Below are 18,724 nucleotides of genomic sequence, written 5' to 3'. Positions count from 1 at the left end.
AGTGGGCTCAGGCTTGCGGCACGATCAGCTTCAGGCCCTTGAAGTAGTCGCGGTAAAACGTATCGTTCCAGGTGATCAGGCCGTCGCACTGCAGCAGTGCGTGGGCGCCGACCATGAATTCGTCCAGGCTGCGGCGGCTGCCGCTGCGCTGGCGGTGGCGGCGGTGCATCTCGCCGGCGCGCAGCGCCGATTTGGCTTCCATCGGGTTGAAGTGCACGCCCATTTCTTCCAGCGCTTCGAGCACCTCGGCACCGCCGCGCAGCGAGGCGCAGACCTCGGCCAGGGTCGCGCCACAGACCACCACGCGGCCGCCGACCAGGCTCTGGCGCAGGATGGCTTCCACCGCATCGGCCTGCGGGCCGTTGCTGAGCAGCTCGACCAGCACCGGCGAATCGACGGCGATCATCACCGGTCAGTCCTCGTCGCGGACCGAACGCACGGCGGCGTCGGACGATTCAAAGCCGTCCAACGCGAACTTGCCGCGCGCCCGTGAAATGGCATCGTCAACACTCTTGCGCAGGATGATGCGGCTGCCGTCCAGCTCGACCTTCAGCAGCGTGCCCTTGGTCAGGCCGAGGGCATCACGCACCGCCTTGGGCAGGGTGATCTGTCCGCGTTCTGCAACAGTGGCTTCCATCGGTAGGCCCTCCAGAGTATGCACAAATTATACATACTTCCTCGGGCATACTTCCACCCTGGCCCGGACCGGCACCCCGCCAGCCCTTGCCTCGCAAAGGATCGGCCACAAACGTGACATACGCCATACACCTTCCCCTGTAGTCTGGAACCGATGCCGCAGGCCGGAACCGGTCCGGGTGAATCCATTCAGTTTCGGGTTCATACTGGAACCACCGGGGCCACCAGGCCCGCGGCGACCGCAAGCAGGCCCGCCCATGCGCGAGCCACTGCAAGCCATCCGCAAGAAGGAGTTACCCCGCATGAGCGATTCGTTCTCCACCCGCAGCCAGCTGAACGTCGGCGGCAAGACCTACGACTACTTCAGCCTGCCCACGCTGGGCCAGCGCTTCGATATCTCCCACCTGCCCTACTCGATGAAGATCCTGCTGGAGAACCTGCTCCGGCATGAGGACGGTGGCGCCACCGTCGGCCCGGATCACATCGAAGCCGTGGCCCGATGGAACCCGTCCGCCGAACCGGACACCGAAATCGCCTTCATGCCGGCGCGCGTGGTCCTGCAGGACTTCACCGGCGTGCCCTGCGTGGTCGACCTGGCCGCGATGCGCGACGCCGTGGTCAAGCTGGGCGGCTCGCCCGAGCAGATCAACCCGCAGATTCCCTCCGAACTGGTCATCGACCACTCGGTGCAGGTCGATGTGTTCGGCAAGCCCGATGCGCTGGACCTCAACGGCAAGATCGAGTTCCAGCGCAACCAGGAACGCTACGGATTCCTGCGCTGGGGCCAGAAGGCATTCGACAACTTCAAGGTGGTGCCGCCCAACACCGGCATCGTCCACCAGGTGAACCTGGAAAACCTGGCCCGCGTGGTGATGACCGCCGACAAGGACGGCACGGCCATCGCTTATCCGGACACCGTGTTCGGCACCGACAGCCACACCACGATGATCAATGGCATCGGCGTGCTCGGCTGGGGCGTGGGCGGCATCGAGGCCGAGGCGGCCATGCTCGGCCAGCCATCGTCGATGCTGATTCCGCAGGTGGTCGGCTTCAAGCTGACCGGCAAGCTGCCCGAGGGCGCCACCGCCACCGACCTGGTGCTGACCGTCACCCAGATGCTGCGCAAGCTGGGCGTGGTCGGCAAGTTCGTCGAGTTCTACGGTGACGGCCTGCAGCACCTGCCGCTGGCCGACCGCGCCACCATCGGCAACATGGCCCCGGAATACGGCGCCACCTGCGGCATTTTCCCGATCGACGCCGAATCACTGAACTACCTGCGCCTGTCCGGCCGCAGCGAAGAGCAGATCAACCTGGTCGAGGCCTACGCCAAGGCGCAGGGCCTGTGGCACGAGCCGGGCAGCCCGCATGCCCAGTACAGCACCACGCTGGAACTGGACATGGGCACGGTGAAGCCGTCGCTGGCCGGCCCGAAGCGCCCGCAGGACCGCGTGCTGCTGGAAGACGTGCAGAAGAACTACCGCGAAGCGCTGGTGGGCATGACCGCCAACCGGGACAAGCGCAGCGAGGATGTGTCCTCCTTCGTCAATGAAGGCGGCGGTGCGGCGGTCGGCAACGAGCAGCTGGCCAAGGGCTTCGCCGACATCGAGATCGAGAACCGCAAGGTACGGCTGAAGGACGGCGCAGTGGTCATCGCCGCCATCACCTCGTGCACCAACACCTCCAACCCGGCGGTGATGATCGGCGCCGGCCTGCTGGCACGCAACGCGGCGGCCAAGGGCCTGAACCGCCAGCCCTGGGTGAAGACCTCGCTCGGCCCAGGCTCGCGCGTGGTCACCGACTACCTGGAAAAGGCCGGCGTGCTGAAGGAGCTGGAGAAGATCGGCTTCTACGTGGTCGGCTACGGCTGCACCACCTGCATCGGCAACTCCGGCCCGCTGCCGACCGAAGTCAGCGCCGGCATTGCCGCCGGCGATCTGGTGGTCACCTCGGTGCTGTCGGGCAACCGCAACTTCGAGGGCCGCGTGCATCCCGAAGTGAAGATGAACTACCTGGCCAGCCCGCCCCTGGTGGTGGCCTACGCCATCGCCGGCACCACCGACATCGACCTGACCACCCAGCCGCTGGGTACCGGCAGCGATGGCCAGCCGGTGTTCCTGCGCGACATCTGGCCGAGCAACAAGGAAATCGGCGACGTCATCGCCGCCACCATCGGCCCGGAGATGTTCAAGCAGAACTATGCCGATGTGTTCAAGGGTGACACCCGCTGGAACACCATCGCCTCGCCGGACGGCAACCTGTACGAGTGGAGCGATGCCTCCACCTACATCAAGAACCCGCCGTACTTCGATGGCATGACCATGCAGACCGGCAGCATCGACGACGTGCACGGTGCACGCGTGATGGGCCTGTTCGGCGACTCGATCACCACCGACCACATCTCCCCGGCCGGCAACATCAAGAAGGACTCGCCGGCAGGCCGCTTCCTGCAGGAGCGCGGCGTGCAGCCGGCCGACTTCAACAGCTACGGCAGCCGCCGCGGCAACGATGACGTGATGGTCCGCGGCACCTTCGCCAACATCCGCATCAAGAACCTGATGTTCGGTGGCGAGGAAGGCGGCAACACCCTGTACTACCCGGCCGGCGGTGGCCAGCCGGAGAAGCTGGCGATCTACGATGCGGCCATGAAGTACAAGGCCGACAAGGTGCCACTGGTGGTGCTGGCCGGCAAGGAATACGGCACCGGCTCGTCGCGTGACTGGGCCGCCAAGGGTACCCTGCTGCTGGGGGTGAAGGCGGTCATCGCCGAGAGCTTCGAGCGCATCCACCGCTCCAACCTGGTAGGCATGGGCGTGCTGCCGCTGCAGTTCCGCAATGGCGAGAACGCGCAGAGCCTGGGCCTGGACGGCTCGGAAGTGATCGACATCACCGGCCTGCAGGACGGTGCCAGCAAGCGTGCCACGGTCACTGCCACCAAGGCCGATGGCACGAAGAAGACCTTCGAGGTTTCGGTGATGCTGCTGACCCCGAAGGAGGTCGAATACTTCCGTCATGGTGGCCTGCTGCAGTACGTGCTGCGCCAGCTGGCCAGCAAGTAACGCTCCGCTCCCGGTAGCGTCGGCTGCTGGTCGACGACCCGGCAAAAGGGCCGGATCCTCACGGATCCGGCCCTTTTCGTCTGCACACCGTCCCGCCGGCATCAGGTCACGCGTCCACCCTCCAGATCAGGGCCGCACGCCGAACAGGTGCCACGACCTTTTCACTGCGGGGCCCGTGGTGTCCAGCGACCACAGGCCTTCCTCCCACTCAAGATGCCCATCCGGCGCATCCTCGTTGAACACTGTCACCGACATCTCACCGGCGGGATGCGGCGTATCCTCGATGCGATAGCACACCGCACCGGCGTTTCCCTGGTAGACGTTGGAGAGGAAGCCCGGCGGGCAGCGCACATCCAGCACCCGGTAGCCGCTGCTCTCCTCGCTGGCATAGACATTGGTGTGGATCGAATAGGTCACCAGCCCACCCGGATGTGGTTCCAGCTCCAGGTTCAGTTCTGCCGTTTCACCCAGCGCGATCACCGGGAAATTCAATTGCACCATCGCGCCCGGCACCGCATGCGCACTCATCGAAAGCGAAACCATCAACGCACAGCTCAGGATTCGGGCCATTGCTCAACTCCGGAAATGGATCGTTGAACGATGATTACCGCGAACGGCCCTGCCTGTCTTTCAGAGTGCTACGAAATTCCGTGCGGCCGGTTGCCTCCAGCTGTCCAGCAGCGAACGCTTCACCCTGGGTGGCGTCGACTGCTGGTCGGCCATCCAACAAGAGGGCCGGGTCCTCGCGGATCCGGCCCTTCTGGTTTCTTCGCAGCCAGGCATGGCCTGGCGCTACTGCGTCACCGGCAACGTCGGGATACGTGCCAGATGCCCGGTCACCGGCGCGGTGCGTCCGGGTCGGTGCGCAGCGCCTTCAGCAGGCCCCACATGTAGAACGCCAGGGTGAACGAGAACGGCAGGCCGCACAGCACCACTGCCGTCTGCATCGCACTGAAGTTGCCGGCCAGCAGCAGGCCGACACTGGCCACGGTGATGCCGGCCGCCCAGAACACGCGCAGCCAGATCGGCGCGTCGTGGCCATCTTCCACGCCATCGTCGACGCGACGCGTGCACAGGTTGGCGATCATCAATGTGCCCGAATCGACCGGGGTCAGGAACAGCACGAAGCCGATCACCACCGCGGCACCGGCCACGTACGGCGCGGCAGGCAGGTATTCCAGCAGCTTGAACAGCGTCATCGCCGCATCGTGCTGGGCCACCTCGCCCAGCACCGCCTGGCCGTGGTTCAGTACCAGGTCGATGGCGGTATTGCCGAAGATCGACAGCCACGCCAGGGTGAAGCCAAGCGGGATCAGCAGCACGCCCATGATCACTTCGCGGATGGTGCGGCCACGCGAGATGCGCGCCACGAAAAGACCCACGAACGGTGCCCAGGCGATCCACCATGCCCAGTAGAACAGCGTCCACGAGCCCATCCACTCACGCCCCTTCGGGTCGTTGAGGTACATGTCGAAACTCTTGCGCACGAACGCGCCCAGATAGTCGCCGGTGTTCTGGATCAGGCCGTCGAACAGGTGCAGGGTCGGGCCGGTCACCAGCACGAACAGCAGCAGGCCGCACAGCAGGCGCACGTTGAGGTTGGAGAGCCAGGCGATGCCCTTCTCCACACCCGCCACCACGCCGATGGTGGCCACCACCATCATCACCAGCACGATCGCCACCAGCACCTGCGGCGTGTCCGGAATGTGGAACAGGTAGACCAGGCCGGACTGCACCACCAGCGCGCCGATGCCGAGGTTGGTCACCATCGAGATCAGCGTGGCAAGGATGCCGAAACCATCGACCATGTCGCCGATGCGGCCATGGATGCGCTCACCGAAGATCGGGTACAGCGCCGAGCGCAGCGCCAGCGGCAGGTCACGGCGGTAGGCGAAATAGCCCAGCGCCACGCCCACCAGCGCGTACAGCGCCCAGCCGTGCAGGCCCCAGTGCAGGAAGGTCAGCACCATCGCCTCGCGGCCGGCGGCCACGGTACCGCCGGGCTGGCCGGGCGGATTGAGGAAGTGATCCAGCGGCTCGTAGGCGCCGTAGTACAGCAGCGCGATGCCGATGCCGGCCGAGAACAGCATCGATACCCAGGGCACGTAGCCGAAGGCCGGCGATTCCTCGTTGTGGCCCAGGCGGATGCGGCCATACGGCGAGAACGCCAGCCACAGCACGAAGCCCAGGCACAGCACGATCAGCAGCATGTACCACCAGCCGAACGCCGCCGACACCTCGGCCTGCGCCCATTGCAGCCAGTGCTCGCTGCCTTCGGGATAGAGAACGGTAAGCAGCCCGAGGATGCCGATCGACACCGAGGAACTGAAGAACACAAAACGGTTCAAGCGCAGGGGCGAACGCTTGGGATGAGCCAGGGAAGACATGGGGTCGTCTCATCAAGTCCGAGGGAGCACATGGGCGGGGCCGGACCGGTAAACCGGGCCCATGGCGTGGGGCGCGAGCGCATCCTATGGTTTATTGATTGAACGTTCAATCAATAAAAAGCATAATGGCGGGCAGCCCAATCCTTCGGGTCGCAATCCGTGGAGAGACAATGCCGAAGAAAGGCGTGGAACCGGTACGGCGCGAGCAGCTGATCCGGGCCACTTTCCAGACCATCGACGAGATCGGCATGGCCGATGCAACCGTCGCCACCATCGCGAAGAAGGCAGGGCTGTCCAGCGGCATCGTCGCCCACTACTTCGGCGACAAGGACGGCCTGCTCAATGCTGCAATGCGGCAGATCCTGCGCGAACTGAAGGACGCCGTTGCGCGCTATCGCGCCGACGTCGGCGATGACCCGCGCGACCAGCTGCGCGCCATCGTCGATGGCAACTTCGATGACAGCCAGATCAACGGCACCGCCATGCGCGTCTGGCTCACCTTCTGGGCCGCGAGCATGCACCAGCCGGAACTGGCCCGGCTGCAGCGCGCCAACGACCAGCGCCTGTTCTCCAACCTGTGCCACCAGTTCAACCGCCTGCTGCCCCACCCGCAGGCCCGCCTGGCCGCGCGCGGCCTGGCCGCGATGATCGATGGCCTGTGGCTGCGCGGCAGCCTGGTCGGCGGCCAGTTCAATGCCGAGAAGTCCCGGCGCATCGCTTACGGCTACATCGACTTCCAGTTGCAGGCTGTCGCGCTATAAGCGCTTCAGCACCCGCCCCCTTCCAAGGAGTACGCCCCCATGACCACCCTGCCCGTCCAACAGCTCTACATCCACGGCCAGCGCGTCGATGCCACCAGCAGCAAGACCTTCAAGTCGGTGAACCCGGCTACCGGTGAGGTGATCGCCGAAGTGCAGGTCGCCAGCCAGGCCGACGTCGAGCGCGCCGTGCAGAGCGCGGCCGAAGGCCAGAAGGTGTGGGCCGCGATGACCGCGATGGAGCGTTCGCGCATCCTGCGCCGCGCCGTCGAGATCCTGCGCGAACGCAATGATGAGTTGGCCCACCTGGAAACCCTGGACACCGGCAAGGCGCTGGCCGAGACCACCACCGTGGACATCGTCACCGGTGCCGACGTGGTCGAGTACTACGCCGGCCTGGCCACCGCCATCGAAGGCATCCAGCTGCCGCTACGCGAATCGAGCTTCTTCTACACCCGCCGTGAACCGCTGGGCGTGGTCGCCGGCATCGGTGCCTGGAACTACCCGATCCAGATCGCCATGTGGAAGTCGGCCCCGGCCCTGGCCGCCGGCAACGCGATGGTGTTCAAGCCGTCCGAAGTGACCCCGCTGACCGCGATCCGGCTGGCCGAGATCTACACCGAAGCCGGCGTGCCGGCCGGCGTGTTCAACGTCGTGCAGGGCCCGGGCCGCGAGATCGGCCAGTGGCTGACCGAGCACCCGGTGATCGAGAAGATCTCCTTCACCGGCGGCGTCGCCACCGGCAAGAAGGTCATGGCCAGTGCCGCCTCTTCGTCGCTGAAGGAAGTGACCATGGAGCTGGGCGGCAAGTCGCCGCTGGTGATCTGCGATGACGCCGACCTCGACCGCGCCGCCGACATCGCGGTGATGGCCAACTTCTTCAGCTCCGGCCAGGTCTGCACCAACGGCACCCGCGTGTTCGTGCCGCGCAGCATGCTGGCCGCGTTCGAAGCCGCCGTTGTCGAGCGCGTCAAGCGCATCCGCATCGGCGACCCGATGGCCGCCGAGACCAACTTCGGCCCGCTGACCAGCTTCCCGCACATGGAAAACGTGCTGCGCTACATCGAAAGCGGCAAGGCCGAAGGCGCCCGCCTGCTGACCGGCGGTGGCCGTGCCACCGAAGGTGCGCTGGCCAACGGTGCCTACGTGCTGCCGACCGTGTTCTCCGACTGCCGCGATGACATGACCATTGTCCGCGAAGAGATCTTCGGGCCGGTGATGAGCATCCTGGCCTACGACGACGAAGACGAAGTGGTGCGCCGTGCCAACGACACCACCTTCGGCCTCGCCGCCGGCGTGGTCAGCAAGGACGTCAGCCGCGCCCACCGCATCATCCACCGCCTGGAAGCCGGCATCTGCTGGATCAACACCTGGGGTGAATCGCCGGCCGAAATGCCGGTCGGCGGCTACAAGGAATCCGGCGTCGGCCGCGAGAACGGCATCTCCACCCTCGGCCACTACACCCGCATCAAGTCGGTGCAGGTCGAGCTGGGCGACTACGCCAGCGTGTTCTGATCGGCGCGCCCTGAGCGCGCCCCATCGTCCGGCCACCGTGCCGGTCCGACATTCCGCCGGGACGCCTGCATGCAGCGCGCCCCGGCCTGCAGGAGACACCCATGAGCACCCATAACGAGTACGACTACATCATCATCGGCGCCGGTTCGGCCGGCAACGTGCTGGCCACCCGCCTCACCGAAGATGCCGATGTGAGCGTGCTGCTGCTGGAAGCCGGTGGCCCGGACTACCGGCTCGACTTCCGTACCCAGATGCCGGCCGCGCTGGCCTTCCCGCTGCAGGGCAAGCGCTACAACTGGGCGTACAAGACCGATCCCGAGCCCTTCATGAACAACCGCCGCATGGACTGCGGCCGCGGCAAGGGCCTGGGTGGCTCGTCGCTGATCAACGGCATGTGCTACATCCGCGGCAACGCGATGGACTACGACAACTGGGCCAGCATGCCGGGCCTGGAAGACTGGACCTACCTGGACTGCCTGCCGTACTTCCGCAAGGCGGAAACCCGCGACATCGGCGCCAATGACTACCACGGTGGCGACGGCCCGCTGCGCGTGACCACGCCGAAGGCCGGCAACAACGAACTGTTCGCGGCGATGGTCGAGGCCGGCGTGCAGGCCGGCTACCCGCGCACCGACGACCTCAACGGCTACCAGCAGGAAGGCTTCGGCCCGATGGACCGCACGGTGACCCCGAAGGGCCGCCGTTCCAGCACCGCCCGCGGCTACCTGGACCTGGCCAAGCCGCGCCCGAACCTGACCATCGTCACCCACGCGCTGACCGACCGCATCCTGTTCTCGGGCAAGCGTGCGGTGGGCGTGCAGTGGCTGCACAACGACCAGCCGCAGCGCGCCACCGCGCGCCGCGAAGTACTGCTGTGCGGCGGCGCCATCGCCTCGCCGCAGATCCTGCAGCGTTCGGGCGTCGGCCCGGCCGACCTGCTGCGCAGCCTGGACATCGACCTGGTGCACCACCTGCCGGGCGTCGGTGCCAACCTGCAGGACCATCTTGAGATGTACCTGCAGTACGAGTGCAAGAAGCCGGTGTCGCTGGCCCCGGCACTGAAGCTGTACAACCAGCCTGCGATCGGCGCCGAGTGGCTGTTCCTGGGCACCGGCATCGGCGCCAGCAACCAGTTCGAGGCCGGCGGCTTCATCCGCAGCGACGCCGAATTCGACTGGCCGAACCTGCAGTACCACTTCCTGCCAGTGGCGATCAATTACAACGGCTCCAACCCGATCAAGGCGCACAGCTTCCAGATGCACGTCGGCTCGATGCGCTCGCCCAGCCGCGGCCGCATCCACGTGCGCTCCAAGGACCCGCGCGAACATCCCAGCATCCTGTTCAACTACATGTCGCATGACCAGGACTGGCGCGAGTTCCGCGCGGCGATCCGCATCACCCGCGAGATCTTCGCGCAGCCGGCGCTGGCACCGTACAGCGGCCGCGAGATTTCGCCGGGCAGCGCGCTGCAGACCGACGCGCAGATCGATGCGTTCGTGCGCGAGCACGCCGAAACCGCCTACCACCCGTCCTGCTCGAACAAGATGGGCCACGCCGATGATCCGATGGCGGTGGTCGATGGCCAGGGCCGCGTGCATGGCCTGGAAGGCCTGCGCATCGTCGATGCCTCGATCATGCCGCAGGTGGTGACCGGCAACCTCAACGCGCCGACCATCATGATGGCCGAGAAGCTGGCCGACGTGATCCGCGGCCGCACCCCACTCGCCCGCAGCACCGCGCCGTACTACAAGGCCAATGGTGCACCGGTGCGCAAGGGCTGAGTCAGGCGACCGGTCCGGGCCAGAGGTAGTGCCGGCCGCTGGCCGGCATCCGTCCGAACAACGAGGCCCTACGGGGCCTCTTCGCGTTTTCCCTACGGCGGGGTATGCTGCAATGACCGGCCATTGTCGATACGCTCAGGCCGGAACCTAATACACCACGATTCCTGGAGGGGGAATATGAGTCTGGATCGTCCCTGGCTGCAGAGCTATCCGAAAGGCGTTCCCGCCGAAATCGACGTCAACGAGTTCCATTCGGTCGCCTCGGTCTTCGACGCCTCCGTCGCGAAATTCCGCGACCGTCCCGCCTACTCCAGCTTCGGCAAGGTCATCACCTATGGTGAGACCGATGCGCTGGTCACCCAGTTCGCCGCCTACCTGCTGGGCGAGCTCAAGCTCAAGAAGGGTGACCGCGTCGCCCTGATGATGCCCAACTGCCTGCAGTACCCGGTGGCCACCTTCGGCGTGCTGCGCGCCGGCCTCACCGTGGTCAATGTCAACCCGCTCTACACCGCGCGCGAACTCAAGCACCAGCTGGTCGACGCCGGCGTCAGCGCGCTGGTGGTGGTCGACAACTTCGGCGACACCGTCCAGCAGGTCATCGCCGACACGCCGGTCAAGCACGTGATCACCACCGGCCTGGGCGACCTGCTCGGCGCCAAGGGTGCGATCGTCAACTTCGTGCTGAAGTACATCAAGAAGATGGTGCCCAACTACCACGTCAAGGGCGCGGTCCGCTTCAAGCAGGCGCTCAAGCTGGGCAGCCGCCACACGCTTCCGAAGATCGAGATCGACCACGACGACATCGCCTTCCTGCAGTACACCGGCGGCACCACCGGCGTGGCCAAGGGCGCGATGCTGACCAACCGCAACCTGATCGCCAACATGCAGCAGGCGTCGGCGTGGCTGTCCACCTCGGGCATCGAGCCGGGCAAGGAAGTCATCATCACCGCCCTGCCGCTGTACCACATCTTCGCGCTGACCGCGAACGGTCTGGTCTTCATGAAGTTCGGTGGCTGCAACCACCTGATCACCAACCCGCGCGACATGAAGGGCTTCGTCAAGGAGCTGAAGGGCACCCGCTTCACCGCCATCACCGGCGTCAACACGCTGTTCAACGGCCTGCTCAATACCCCCGGCTTCGACGAGATCGATTTCTCTTCGGTCAAGTTCACCCTGGGCGGCGGCATGGCGGTGCAGCGCGCGGTGGCCGAGCGCTGGAAGAAGACCACCGGCGTCACCCTGGTCGAGGCCTACGGCCTGACCGAAACCTCGCCGGCGGCCTGCATCAACCCGCTCACCCTGCCCGAGTACAACGGCTCGATCGGCCTGCCGATTCCGTCCACCGATGCCTGCATCAAGGACGACAATGGCAACATCCTGCCGCTGGGCGACGTCGGTGAGCTGTGCATCAAGGGCCCGCAGGTGATGAAGGGTTACTGGCAGCGCCCGGATGAAACCGAAAAGGCCATCGACGCCGACGGCTGGCTGCATACCGGCGACATGGCGAAGATGGACGAGCACGGCTTCTTCTACATCGTCGATCGCAAGAAGGACATGATCCTGGTGTCCGGCTTCAACGTGTACCCGAACGAGGTCGAGGACGTCATCGCGATGATGCCGGGTGTGCTGGAAGTGGCCGCAGTCGGCGTTCCGGACGAGAAATCCGGCGAAGTGGTGAAGGTCGTGATCGTGAAGAAGGACCCGAACCTGACCGCCGAAATGGTCAAGGAGCACGCGCGGGCAAACCTGACCGGTTACAAGCACCCCAGAATCGTAGAATTCCGAAAAGAGCTGCCGAAGACCAACGTCGGCAAGATTCTCCGTCGCGAGCTGCGTGATACGCCCGCCCAGTAAGGGTTTGCGGGCAAGCAGGCAGAACAGGGGCCCCGCCGGCGACGGCGGGGCCTTTTCATTGCCGGAACATGGCCGGCCCAGCGCTTGCGGGCGGTTCACGACAGGTGCATAGAATCAGTCGCCGCCGCACGTTCAGCTCGCCCCCTCACTCTTCTCCGTCCGCTCTGCGGTTGGCCGGACGGTCACACGGAGAACTCCCATGTCTGCAGTACGCCCCATCATCACCCGCACCGCCCAGCACCCTACCCTGCGCATCACCGAAGAGACGGAGCGGGATGTCTACTGGATCCACATGCACGCCAACCTGGTCAACCAGCCGGGCCGGCCATGCTTTGCGTCACGCCTGGTCGATGACATCGTCGACTACCAGCGCGACCTGGGCGATCGCCTCAGTGCTTCGCATGCTCTGTCACCCCATGTCGTTCTGGCCTCGGACAGCGACGTGTTCAACCTGGGCGGCGATCTCGAACTGTTCTGCCGCCTGATCCGCGAAGGGGATCGCGCCCGCCTGCTTGACTACGCGCAGCGCTGCGTGCGCGGCGTGCATGCCTTCCATGCTGGTCTCGGCGCCCGCGCCCACAGCATCGCGCTGGTCCAGGGCAATGCACTCGGTGGCGGCTTCGAAGCGGCGCTGAGCTGCCACACCATCGTTGCCGAGGAAGGCGTATTGATGGGCCTGCCGGAGGTGCTGTTCGACCTGTTCCCCGGCATGGGCGCCTACTCCTTCCTGTGCCAGCGGATCAGCCCGCGCCTGGCCGAGAAGATCATGCTGGAGGGCAATCTCTACACGGCCCGCCAGCTCAAGGAGATGGGCCTGGTGGACATCGTGGTCCCGGTCGGCGAAGGCGTGGCCGCAGTGGAACAGGTGATCAAGGACAGCAAGCGGATTCCGCACGCCTGGGCGGCGATGCGCGAAGTCAATGAGATCGCCACCATGGTGCCGCTGCACGAAATGATGCGGATCACCGAGATCTGGGTCGACACCGCCATGCAGCTCGGCGAGAAGTCCCTGCGTACGATGGATCGGCTGGTGCGGGCGCAGGCCCGGCGCAATGGCGACCCGGCCTGACAGCCCGGGGGTTCAGGACGGGCTGCGCTCACTGTCGTCGCGGTGCGGTGCCCCTGCACTACGCGCAGCCAGCGCATTCCTGCCGTTGCGCAGGGCGGCCGTCAGGTTGCCGAGCCGGGTGGTCCACTCGCCCATCAGCTGCCAGTCCGCCATGCGCATGATCTCGCCACTGGAGGCGGCAACCTGGACCAGTCCCAGGTTGCTCGCCACACCGCGCAAGGCGTGGGCATGCTCGCGGAAGTCTTCCCAAGCCTGGCGCTCACCGCAGGCCTGCAGCTGGCCCATGCTGGCGTCGACATCCGCCAGGCACTGGTCGATGAACTTGCGCTCGAAGCCATCGCCCATGCCCAGCGCAGCCAGCTCGTCCAGCACGGCGGTGTCGAGCACGCCATCGCCGACCGGTAACGCGGGCACCGACTGGATGCCGGTTTCGGCACGGGTATTGGCCGCAACGTCGGCCAGTACTTCCAGCAACCGGGTGGCGACCACCGGCTTGGCCAGGAACGCGCGCGCGCCCGCCTGTTCGCAGCGCAGGATCGACTCGGGGGTGACATCGGCACTGAGCACCATCACCGGCACATAGGGCATGCCACTGGCCTGCATCACCCGCAGCTGCTTTAGCAGGTCCAGGCCGCTCATGCCGGGCATGTGCAGGTCGACGATCGCTGCGTCGTAACTGGCCTGCTCAAGCGCGTCGAGCACTTCGGCGCCACCATTGACACAGGTGACCTTGTGGCCGGCCTTCTCCAGCAGGCGCTGCAGCACCATCCGGTTGGCTTCATGGTCATCGGCCACCAGCACCCGCAGGCTGCGCACCCGTGCACGATGGCGCAGGAACGGATTGGAGAACGCAATGACGTTGCCGGCTTCGGCCACCTCGGACGCCGCCACCGGCGCCGCCACGGGGTCTGCAACGTCCAGCGTGATTTCGACCCAGAACACGCTGCCGCGCGGGTTGTTCGGGGCGTAACCGACCTGGCCGCCCATCGACTCCACCAGGCCCTTGGCAATGGCCGTACCCAGGCCGGTGCCCTCGTGGCGCCGGGCCAGGCCGACATCGCCCTGCTCGAATGCATTGAACAGGCGGCCGCGCAGGGCCACCGGCACACCGATGCCGGTATCGACGATCTCGAAGCGCAGGCGTACCCGCTCGCTGCCCAGTGCATCAGGGCTGGACACGTGCAGTTGCACGTAGCCGCTGTCGGTGAACTTGACCGCGTTACCCATCAGGTTCAGCAGGATCTGTTGCAGATGGCCGGCATCGCCCAGCAGGCGCGGCGGCACGTTCTCGTCCACCTGGACGCGGTAGTCCAGCGATTTCGAGCGGGTCTGCGGGGTCAGGATCAGGTTGATCGCCTGCAGCACATCGGCCAGCGCGAACTCGTGCCACTCCACCCGCACCTTGCCCGCCTCGATCGCGGAGATGTCCAGCACCTCCTCCACCAGCGCCAGCAGACTGCGGGTCGAGGCCTGGATGGTGTTCAGGCATTCGCGCTGCTCATCGTCCAGGCGGGTGGTGGCCAGCACTTCGGTCATGCCGGCCAGGCCGTTCAGCGGTGTGCGGAACTCGTGGCTCATGTTGGCCAGGAAACGGCTCTTGGCCTCGTTGGCCTGGCGTGCTTCGGCCACGGCGCGGGTCAGGGCGTGCAGCAGCGAGTCGAAGTACAGCGGGATCGCGCCCAGGCCCAGCAGCAGGCCCCAGCCCAGATAGTCGTGGCCCCGCCAGTACGGCGACAGCATCACCGTGCACAGGAAGGCCAGGCAGCCCATCGCGGTGGCCACGCGCAGATAGGTGCTGCCGTAGCGCATGCCGTTGCCGATCGTCACCCACAGCATCACCGCGTACAACGGTGCCGCCGGCTCGCCCTGGATGGTCATGATCCAGGCCATGCAGGTGTAGTCGGTCAGCATGCCGATCACCCGGCGCACATGCGACACGCCCGGATGCACCAGGATCGCCGCCAGCAGGCCGGCGGAAATGGTCAGTTCGAAGGCCAGGATCAGCCAGGTGGCCGTCAGTGCTTCACCGCCACCACTGAGTGAGCGCCAGCCCAGGTAGCTGATGAACAGCGCGGTGATGACGATGCGGATCAGGTTCTGTGCGTGCTCGCTGTCTTCTCGCCCGGACAGGCGCTGCCTGAAGCGGGCCAGCAGCGAACGCGAGCCGGCAGCGACGGCGGGGGTCGTATCCATGGTCGGATGTCGCATCCTTCGGCGCAGCAGGGAAGAACAGCACAACGGAACCGCCAGCAGGCCCAGCCACAGGGAAAGGGCCAGGCCTGGATTGGCCCGCCAGTAAGGGGTCATCAGTACGGTGGCACCGAAACTGGCCATTGCCAATACGATGGCGGCCAGCAGATAGCGGGGGCCGAAACGCAACCCATTGCCGACCGTCACCCACATCACCACGGCATAGACCCAGGCCAATGGCTCGCCCATCTGGATCATGCCGACGGCGATCAACCCGTAGTCGGCCAGCATCCCGGCCACCCGTCGCGGGTCCGAGCGACCCGGCTTCCACAGCAGCCACGCGAACAGCAGCAGCGACAGGCCGAGCCCGGTCACTATGGTCGCCAATACGCCCTGATACTGCTCCAGCCGATGCAGCCGGGCGCCCGACAACAGCACATAGACCAGGATCAGCGAGATCAGCACGATCCGCACGATCGCCTGGCCATGCTCCGAATCCGGACGCTGCGCCAGCCGGCGCTTCACGCGTGCGAACAGGTCCTGCATGTCACCCACCCGGTCGCGTCGATGCCGTCGAGTGCTGGGCGCAGATATCCATCAGCTGCGGGTGGCCGCGCATCAGCGCATCCACGCAGCGCGGGTCGAACAACCGGCCACGCTGGGCGTACAGATAAGCCAGTGTGGCTTCCATGGTCCATGCTTCCTTGTACGGACGGGGCGAAATCAGCGCATCGAACACGTCGGCCACGGCCACGATCCGCGCCTCCAGCGGAATGGCCTCGCCCACCAGGCCATCCGGGTAACCGCTGCCGTCATAGCGCTCGTGATGACGCAGCGCGATCAACGCACCGACCTGGATGAAGCGGTTCTGGCTGCCGCTGAGCAGCTCATGGCCGATCCCCGGGTGCCGGCGCATGATCGCCAGCTCTTCGTCGTTGAGCTTGCCCTGCTTGAGCAGCACGGCATCGGGAATGGCGATCTTGCCCATGTCATGCAGCGGTGCCGCCATCTCGATCAGCTTGACGTCATCCTCGGGCAGGCCGAGCTGCTCTGCGATCAACCCGGCCACCCGTGCCATGCGCTCCAGATAGGCACTGGTGCCGGCATCACGGAACTCGATCGCACGAGCCAATCGCGACAGGGTTTCGCGTTCGCGTTCCTCGACCTCGTGCATGCTGGCCAGCAGCCGCTGTTCCAGCGACAACGCACGCTGTTTCACGTTCTCGGTCTGCTGGCGCAGCTGCAGCAGGTTGTAGCAGCGCGCGCGCAGTTCGCGCGGTCGGATCGGCTTGACCAGGAAATCGATGACACCCGCTTCCAGCGCCGCCTGCCGGATCGGCTCGTCGCCGACCACGGTGATCAGGATGACCGGAATGTCGCGGTGCTTGGGCAGGCGACGGAAACGACGGGCGAACTCCAGCCCGTCCATCTCCGGCATGCGGTAATCGAGCAGCAGCAGGTCGACCGGATGCGCCTCGCACCAGGCCAATGCGGTCAGCGGGTCACCGAAGTCATACACGCTCAGTTCCGGCGCGATGTCCTCGATGACATGACGCAGCATCGTCCGCGCGGACGTCTGGTCGTCAACAATGACGATGTTCAACGCGTACTCTGCCTGGCTTCTCGACCATGCTGGATCATCAGCAGGCGAGGATACTCTGCCGCTGCGAACGCTCGCACCCTGCATCGGCCTGACTCCCGTGTCATACGTCCCGGTTCATGATCGTCATCACATTGTGAAGCGGACGCTTCACAATGCACCATCCCCCTGGCGCCGATCAAGCCATAACAGGCGTCAAGGTAGTGCATTAACGATACGCCGAGTGCGGGACGCGTCAATCGCGCCGTCTCGTTTCGCGACGGCGCGCACAATCAGGAGTCAGAAAAGTGACCTGCTGCTCCGGTTACTGCTCCGGACGCATGTACGGGAACAGCAGCACGTCACGAATCGAGCTGCTGCCGGTCAGCAGCATCACCAGGCGATCGACACCGATGCCGAGGCCGCCGGTCGGGGCCATGCCGTACTCCAGCGCACGGATGTAGTCGGCGTCGTAATGCATCGCCTCGTCGTCGCCACCCTCCTTCGCGGCCACCTGGGCCTGGAAGCGCTGGGCCTGGTCTTCCGGATCGTTCAATTCGGAGAAGCCGTTGGCCAGCTCCTTGCCGTTGACGAACAGCTCGAAGCGGTCTGTGTAGCCCGGATCGTTGTCGTTGGCGCGGGCCAGCGGCGAGACCTCCACCGGATGATCGGTGATGAAGGTCGGCTGGATCAGGGTGTGCTCGACGGTGGCTTCGAAGATCTCCAGCAGCAGCTTGCCCCAGCCATAGGACGGCTTGACCTTGATCTTCAGGCGCTCGCAATGGCGCAGCAGCGCCTCGCGGTCGGTGCAGTCGGCCGCCGAGATTTCCGGATTGTGGTGGCGCACCGCCTCGTCCATGCGCCAGCGGCGGAACGCCGGGCCCAGGTCGATCTTCGCGCCGTCCCACTCGACCTCGGTGCCACCGTTGACGGTCGTGGCCACGTCACGGATCACGCCTTCGGTCAGGTCCATGATCTCGTTGTACGTGGCATAGGCCTCGTACAGTTCCATCATGGTGAACTCCGGGTTGTGCCGGGTGCTGACACCTTCGTTGCGGAAGTTGCGGTTGATCTCGTACACGCGCTCCAGGCCACCGACGGTCAGGCGCTTGAGGTACAGCTCCGGCGCCACGCGCAGGTACAGGTCCAGGTCCAGCGCGTTGTGGTGGGTGGTGAACGGCTTGGCCGCTGCGCCGCCGGGGATGTAATGCATCATCGGCGTCTCGACTTCCAGGAAGTCGCGGTTGTCGAGCCAGGCGCGCATGGCGCGGATGATCTTCGAGCGCTTGATGAAGACCGCGCGCGATTCCGGGGTCACGATCAGGTCGACGTAGCGCTGGCGATAACGCTGCTCGACGTCGGCCAGGCCATGCCACTTGTCCGGCAGCGGGCGCAGCGACTTGGTCAGCAGGCGGATCGATTCGGCCTTGACCGACAGCTCGCCGGTCTTGGTACGGGTCAGGCCGCCTTCGACGGCGATGATGTCACCCACGTCCCAGCCCTTGAAGGCGGTGTAGGCATCACCGAGGACCGTGCCCTGCAGGAACAGCTGGATGCGGCCGGACTCGTCCTGGATCTGCGCAAAGCTGGCCTTGCCCATGATGCGCTTGGCCATCAGGCGGCCGGCCATCTTCACCTGGCGGCCGTTGCCTTCAAGGGCCTCGGCGGTCCACTGTTCGGCATCGGCGAATTCTTCCTGCAGTCGGCCAGCGAAGTCCTCGCGACGGAAGTCGTTCGGGTACGCGATGCCCTGCCCACGCAGCGCTTTGAGTTTCTCACGGCGCTCGGCGATCAACTTGTTTTCGTCGACGGGGGGGGTATCGGTAGCTTCGCTCATGGATCTGCGGGAATCGTGTAGTGAGGGGGGATGCTGCGCCCGGCACAGCCGGTTCCACAGCA

General features: G+C 65.7%; 13 protein-coding genes. 6 read left to right on the top strand and 7 right to left on the bottom strand.

The annotated features are described in order from the left end of the window. Window positions 1-7: 7 nt before the first annotated feature. The gene (locus N440_RS07265; RefSeq protein WP_008267153.1) at window positions 8-406 is read right to left on the bottom strand and encodes a type II toxin-antitoxin system VapC family toxin; all 399 of its coding nucleotides are present in this window, start codon (window positions 404-406) and stop codon (window positions 8-10) included. Window positions 407-412: 6 nt separating this feature from the next. Continuing rightward, a complete protein-coding gene (locus N440_RS07260; protein WP_008268694.1) occupies window positions 413-637 on the bottom strand; it encodes an AbrB/MazE/SpoVT family DNA-binding domain-containing protein in 225 nt (74 codons plus the stop codon). Between the two features lie 301 nt (window positions 638-938). Here N440_RS07260 and acnA point away from each other — a divergent pair, with 301 nt between their 5' ends. Further along, the gene (gene acnA, locus N440_RS07255) at window positions 939-3,692 is read left to right on the top strand and encodes an aconitate hydratase AcnA (RefSeq protein WP_053449655.1); all 2,754 of its coding nucleotides are present in this window, start codon (window positions 939-941) and stop codon (window positions 3,690-3,692) included. A 126-nt stretch (window positions 3,693-3,818) separates the two neighbouring features. Here acnA and N440_RS07250 read toward each other — a convergent pair whose 3' ends face one another. Further along, entirely contained in the window at window positions 3,819-4,262 is a 444-nt protein-coding gene (locus N440_RS07250; RefSeq protein ID WP_133934575.1) for a hypothetical protein, read from the bottom strand. 266 nt (window positions 4,263-4,528) lie between these two features. After that, on the bottom strand, window positions 4,529-6,079 hold the full coding sequence (locus N440_RS07245; RefSeq protein ID WP_006441902.1) for a BCCT family transporter: 1,551 nt from the start codon (window positions 6,077-6,079) through the stop codon (window positions 4,529-4,531). 170 nt (window positions 6,080-6,249) lie between these two features. On the opposite strand from N440_RS07245, the gene betI reads away from it, so the two are divergent. From betI to N440_RS07220, 5 genes are all read left to right on the top strand, one after another. Next, window positions 6,250-6,840 (top strand): transcriptional regulator BetI, encoded by a 591-nt coding sequence (gene betI, locus N440_RS07240; RefSeq protein WP_049455864.1) that lies wholly within the window; start codon window positions 6,250-6,252, stop codon window positions 6,838-6,840. A gap of 39 nt (window positions 6,841-6,879) precedes the next feature. Continuing rightward, window positions 6,880-8,352, top strand: coding sequence for a betaine-aldehyde dehydrogenase (gene betB, locus N440_RS07235; protein WP_133934574.1), 1,473 nt, complete (start codon window positions 6,880-6,882; stop codon window positions 8,350-8,352). A gap of 101 nt (window positions 8,353-8,453) precedes the next feature. Then, on the top strand, window positions 8,454-10,133 hold the full coding sequence (gene betA, locus N440_RS07230; protein ID WP_133934573.1) for a choline dehydrogenase: 1,680 nt from the start codon (window positions 8,454-8,456) through the stop codon (window positions 10,131-10,133). Between the two features lie 177 nt (window positions 10,134-10,310). Then, window positions 10,311-11,987 carry a long-chain fatty acid--CoA ligase gene (locus tag N440_RS07225; RefSeq protein ID WP_133934572.1) on the top strand — a complete coding sequence of 559 codons (1,677 nt, stop codon included), beginning with the start codon at window positions 10,311-10,313 and terminating at the stop codon, window positions 11,985-11,987. Between the two features lie 199 nt (window positions 11,988-12,186). Then, window positions 12,187-13,056 (top strand): crotonase/enoyl-CoA hydratase family protein, encoded by an 870-nt coding sequence (locus N440_RS07220; protein WP_133934571.1) that lies wholly within the window; start codon window positions 12,187-12,189, stop codon window positions 13,054-13,056. A gap of 12 nt (window positions 13,057-13,068) precedes the next feature. Here N440_RS07220 and N440_RS07215 read toward each other — a convergent pair whose 3' ends face one another. From N440_RS07215 to lysS, 3 genes are all read right to left on the bottom strand, one after another. Beyond that, the gene (locus N440_RS07215) at window positions 13,069-15,792 is read right to left on the bottom strand and encodes a response regulator (RefSeq protein WP_133934570.1); all 2,724 of its coding nucleotides are present in this window, start codon (window positions 15,790-15,792) and stop codon (window positions 13,069-13,071) included. A gap of 1 nt (window position 15,793) precedes the next feature. Then, entirely contained in the window at window positions 15,794-16,933 is a 1,140-nt protein-coding gene (locus tag N440_RS07210; protein ID WP_133934569.1) for a two-component system response regulator, read from the bottom strand. A gap of 217 nt (window positions 16,934-17,150) precedes the next feature. Then, on the bottom strand, window positions 17,151-18,662 hold the full coding sequence (gene lysS / locus N440_RS07205) for a lysine--tRNA ligase (protein WP_133934568.1): 1,512 nt from the start codon (window positions 18,660-18,662) through the stop codon (window positions 17,151-17,153). Window positions 18,663-18,724: the final 62 nt, after the last annotated feature.

The organism is Stenotrophomonas sp. CC22-02, assembly GCF_004365115.1.
In the GTDB taxonomy this organism is placed as follows: Bacteria; Pseudomonadota; Gammaproteobacteria; order Xanthomonadales; family Xanthomonadaceae; genus Stenotrophomonas; species Stenotrophomonas forensis.
Note: the sequence above shows the minus strand (reverse complement) of the source record. Positions and strands in the feature narration are given on the sequence as shown.

Coding starts and splice junctions, on each gene's coding strand:
- N440_RS07250 (WP_133934575.1), bottom strand. CDS start 4,262: ATGGCCCGAATCCTGAGCTGTGCGTTGATGGTTTCGCTTTCGATGAGT.
- N440_RS07225 (WP_133934572.1), top strand. CDS start 10,311: ATGAGTCTGGATCGTCCCTGGCTGCAGAGCTATCCGAAAGGCGTTCCC.
- N440_RS07220 (WP_133934571.1), top strand. CDS start 12,187: ATGTCTGCAGTACGCCCCATCATCACCCGCACCGCCCAGCACCCTACC.
- N440_RS07265 (WP_008267153.1), bottom strand. CDS start 406: ATGATCGCCGTCGATTCGCCGGTGCTGGTCGAGCTGCTCAGCAACGGC.
- betI (WP_049455864.1), top strand. CDS start 6,250: ATGCCGAAGAAAGGCGTGGAACCGGTACGGCGCGAGCAGCTGATCCGG.
- N440_RS07245 (WP_006441902.1), bottom strand. CDS start 6,079: ATGTCTTCCCTGGCTCATCCCAAGCGTTCGCCCCTGCGCTTGAACCGT.
- betB (WP_133934574.1), top strand. CDS start 6,880: ATGACCACCCTGCCCGTCCAACAGCTCTACATCCACGGCCAGCGCGTC.
- lysS (WP_133934568.1), bottom strand. CDS start 18,662: ATGAGCGAAGCTACCGATACCCCCCCCGTCGACGAAAACAAGTTGATC.
- N440_RS07260 (WP_008268694.1), bottom strand. CDS start 637: ATGGAAGCCACTGTTGCAGAACGCGGACAGATCACCCTGCCCAAGGCG.
- acnA (WP_053449655.1), top strand. CDS start 939: ATGAGCGATTCGTTCTCCACCCGCAGCCAGCTGAACGTCGGCGGCAAG.
- N440_RS07210 (WP_133934569.1), bottom strand. CDS start 16,933: ATGCAGGGTGCGAGCGTTCGCAGCGGCAGAGTATCCTCGCCTGCTGAT.
- betA (WP_133934573.1), top strand. CDS start 8,454: ATGAGCACCCATAACGAGTACGACTACATCATCATCGGCGCCGGTTCG.
- N440_RS07215 (WP_133934570.1), bottom strand. CDS start 15,792: ATGCAGGACCTGTTCGCACGCGTGAAGCGCCGGCTGGCGCAGCGTCCG.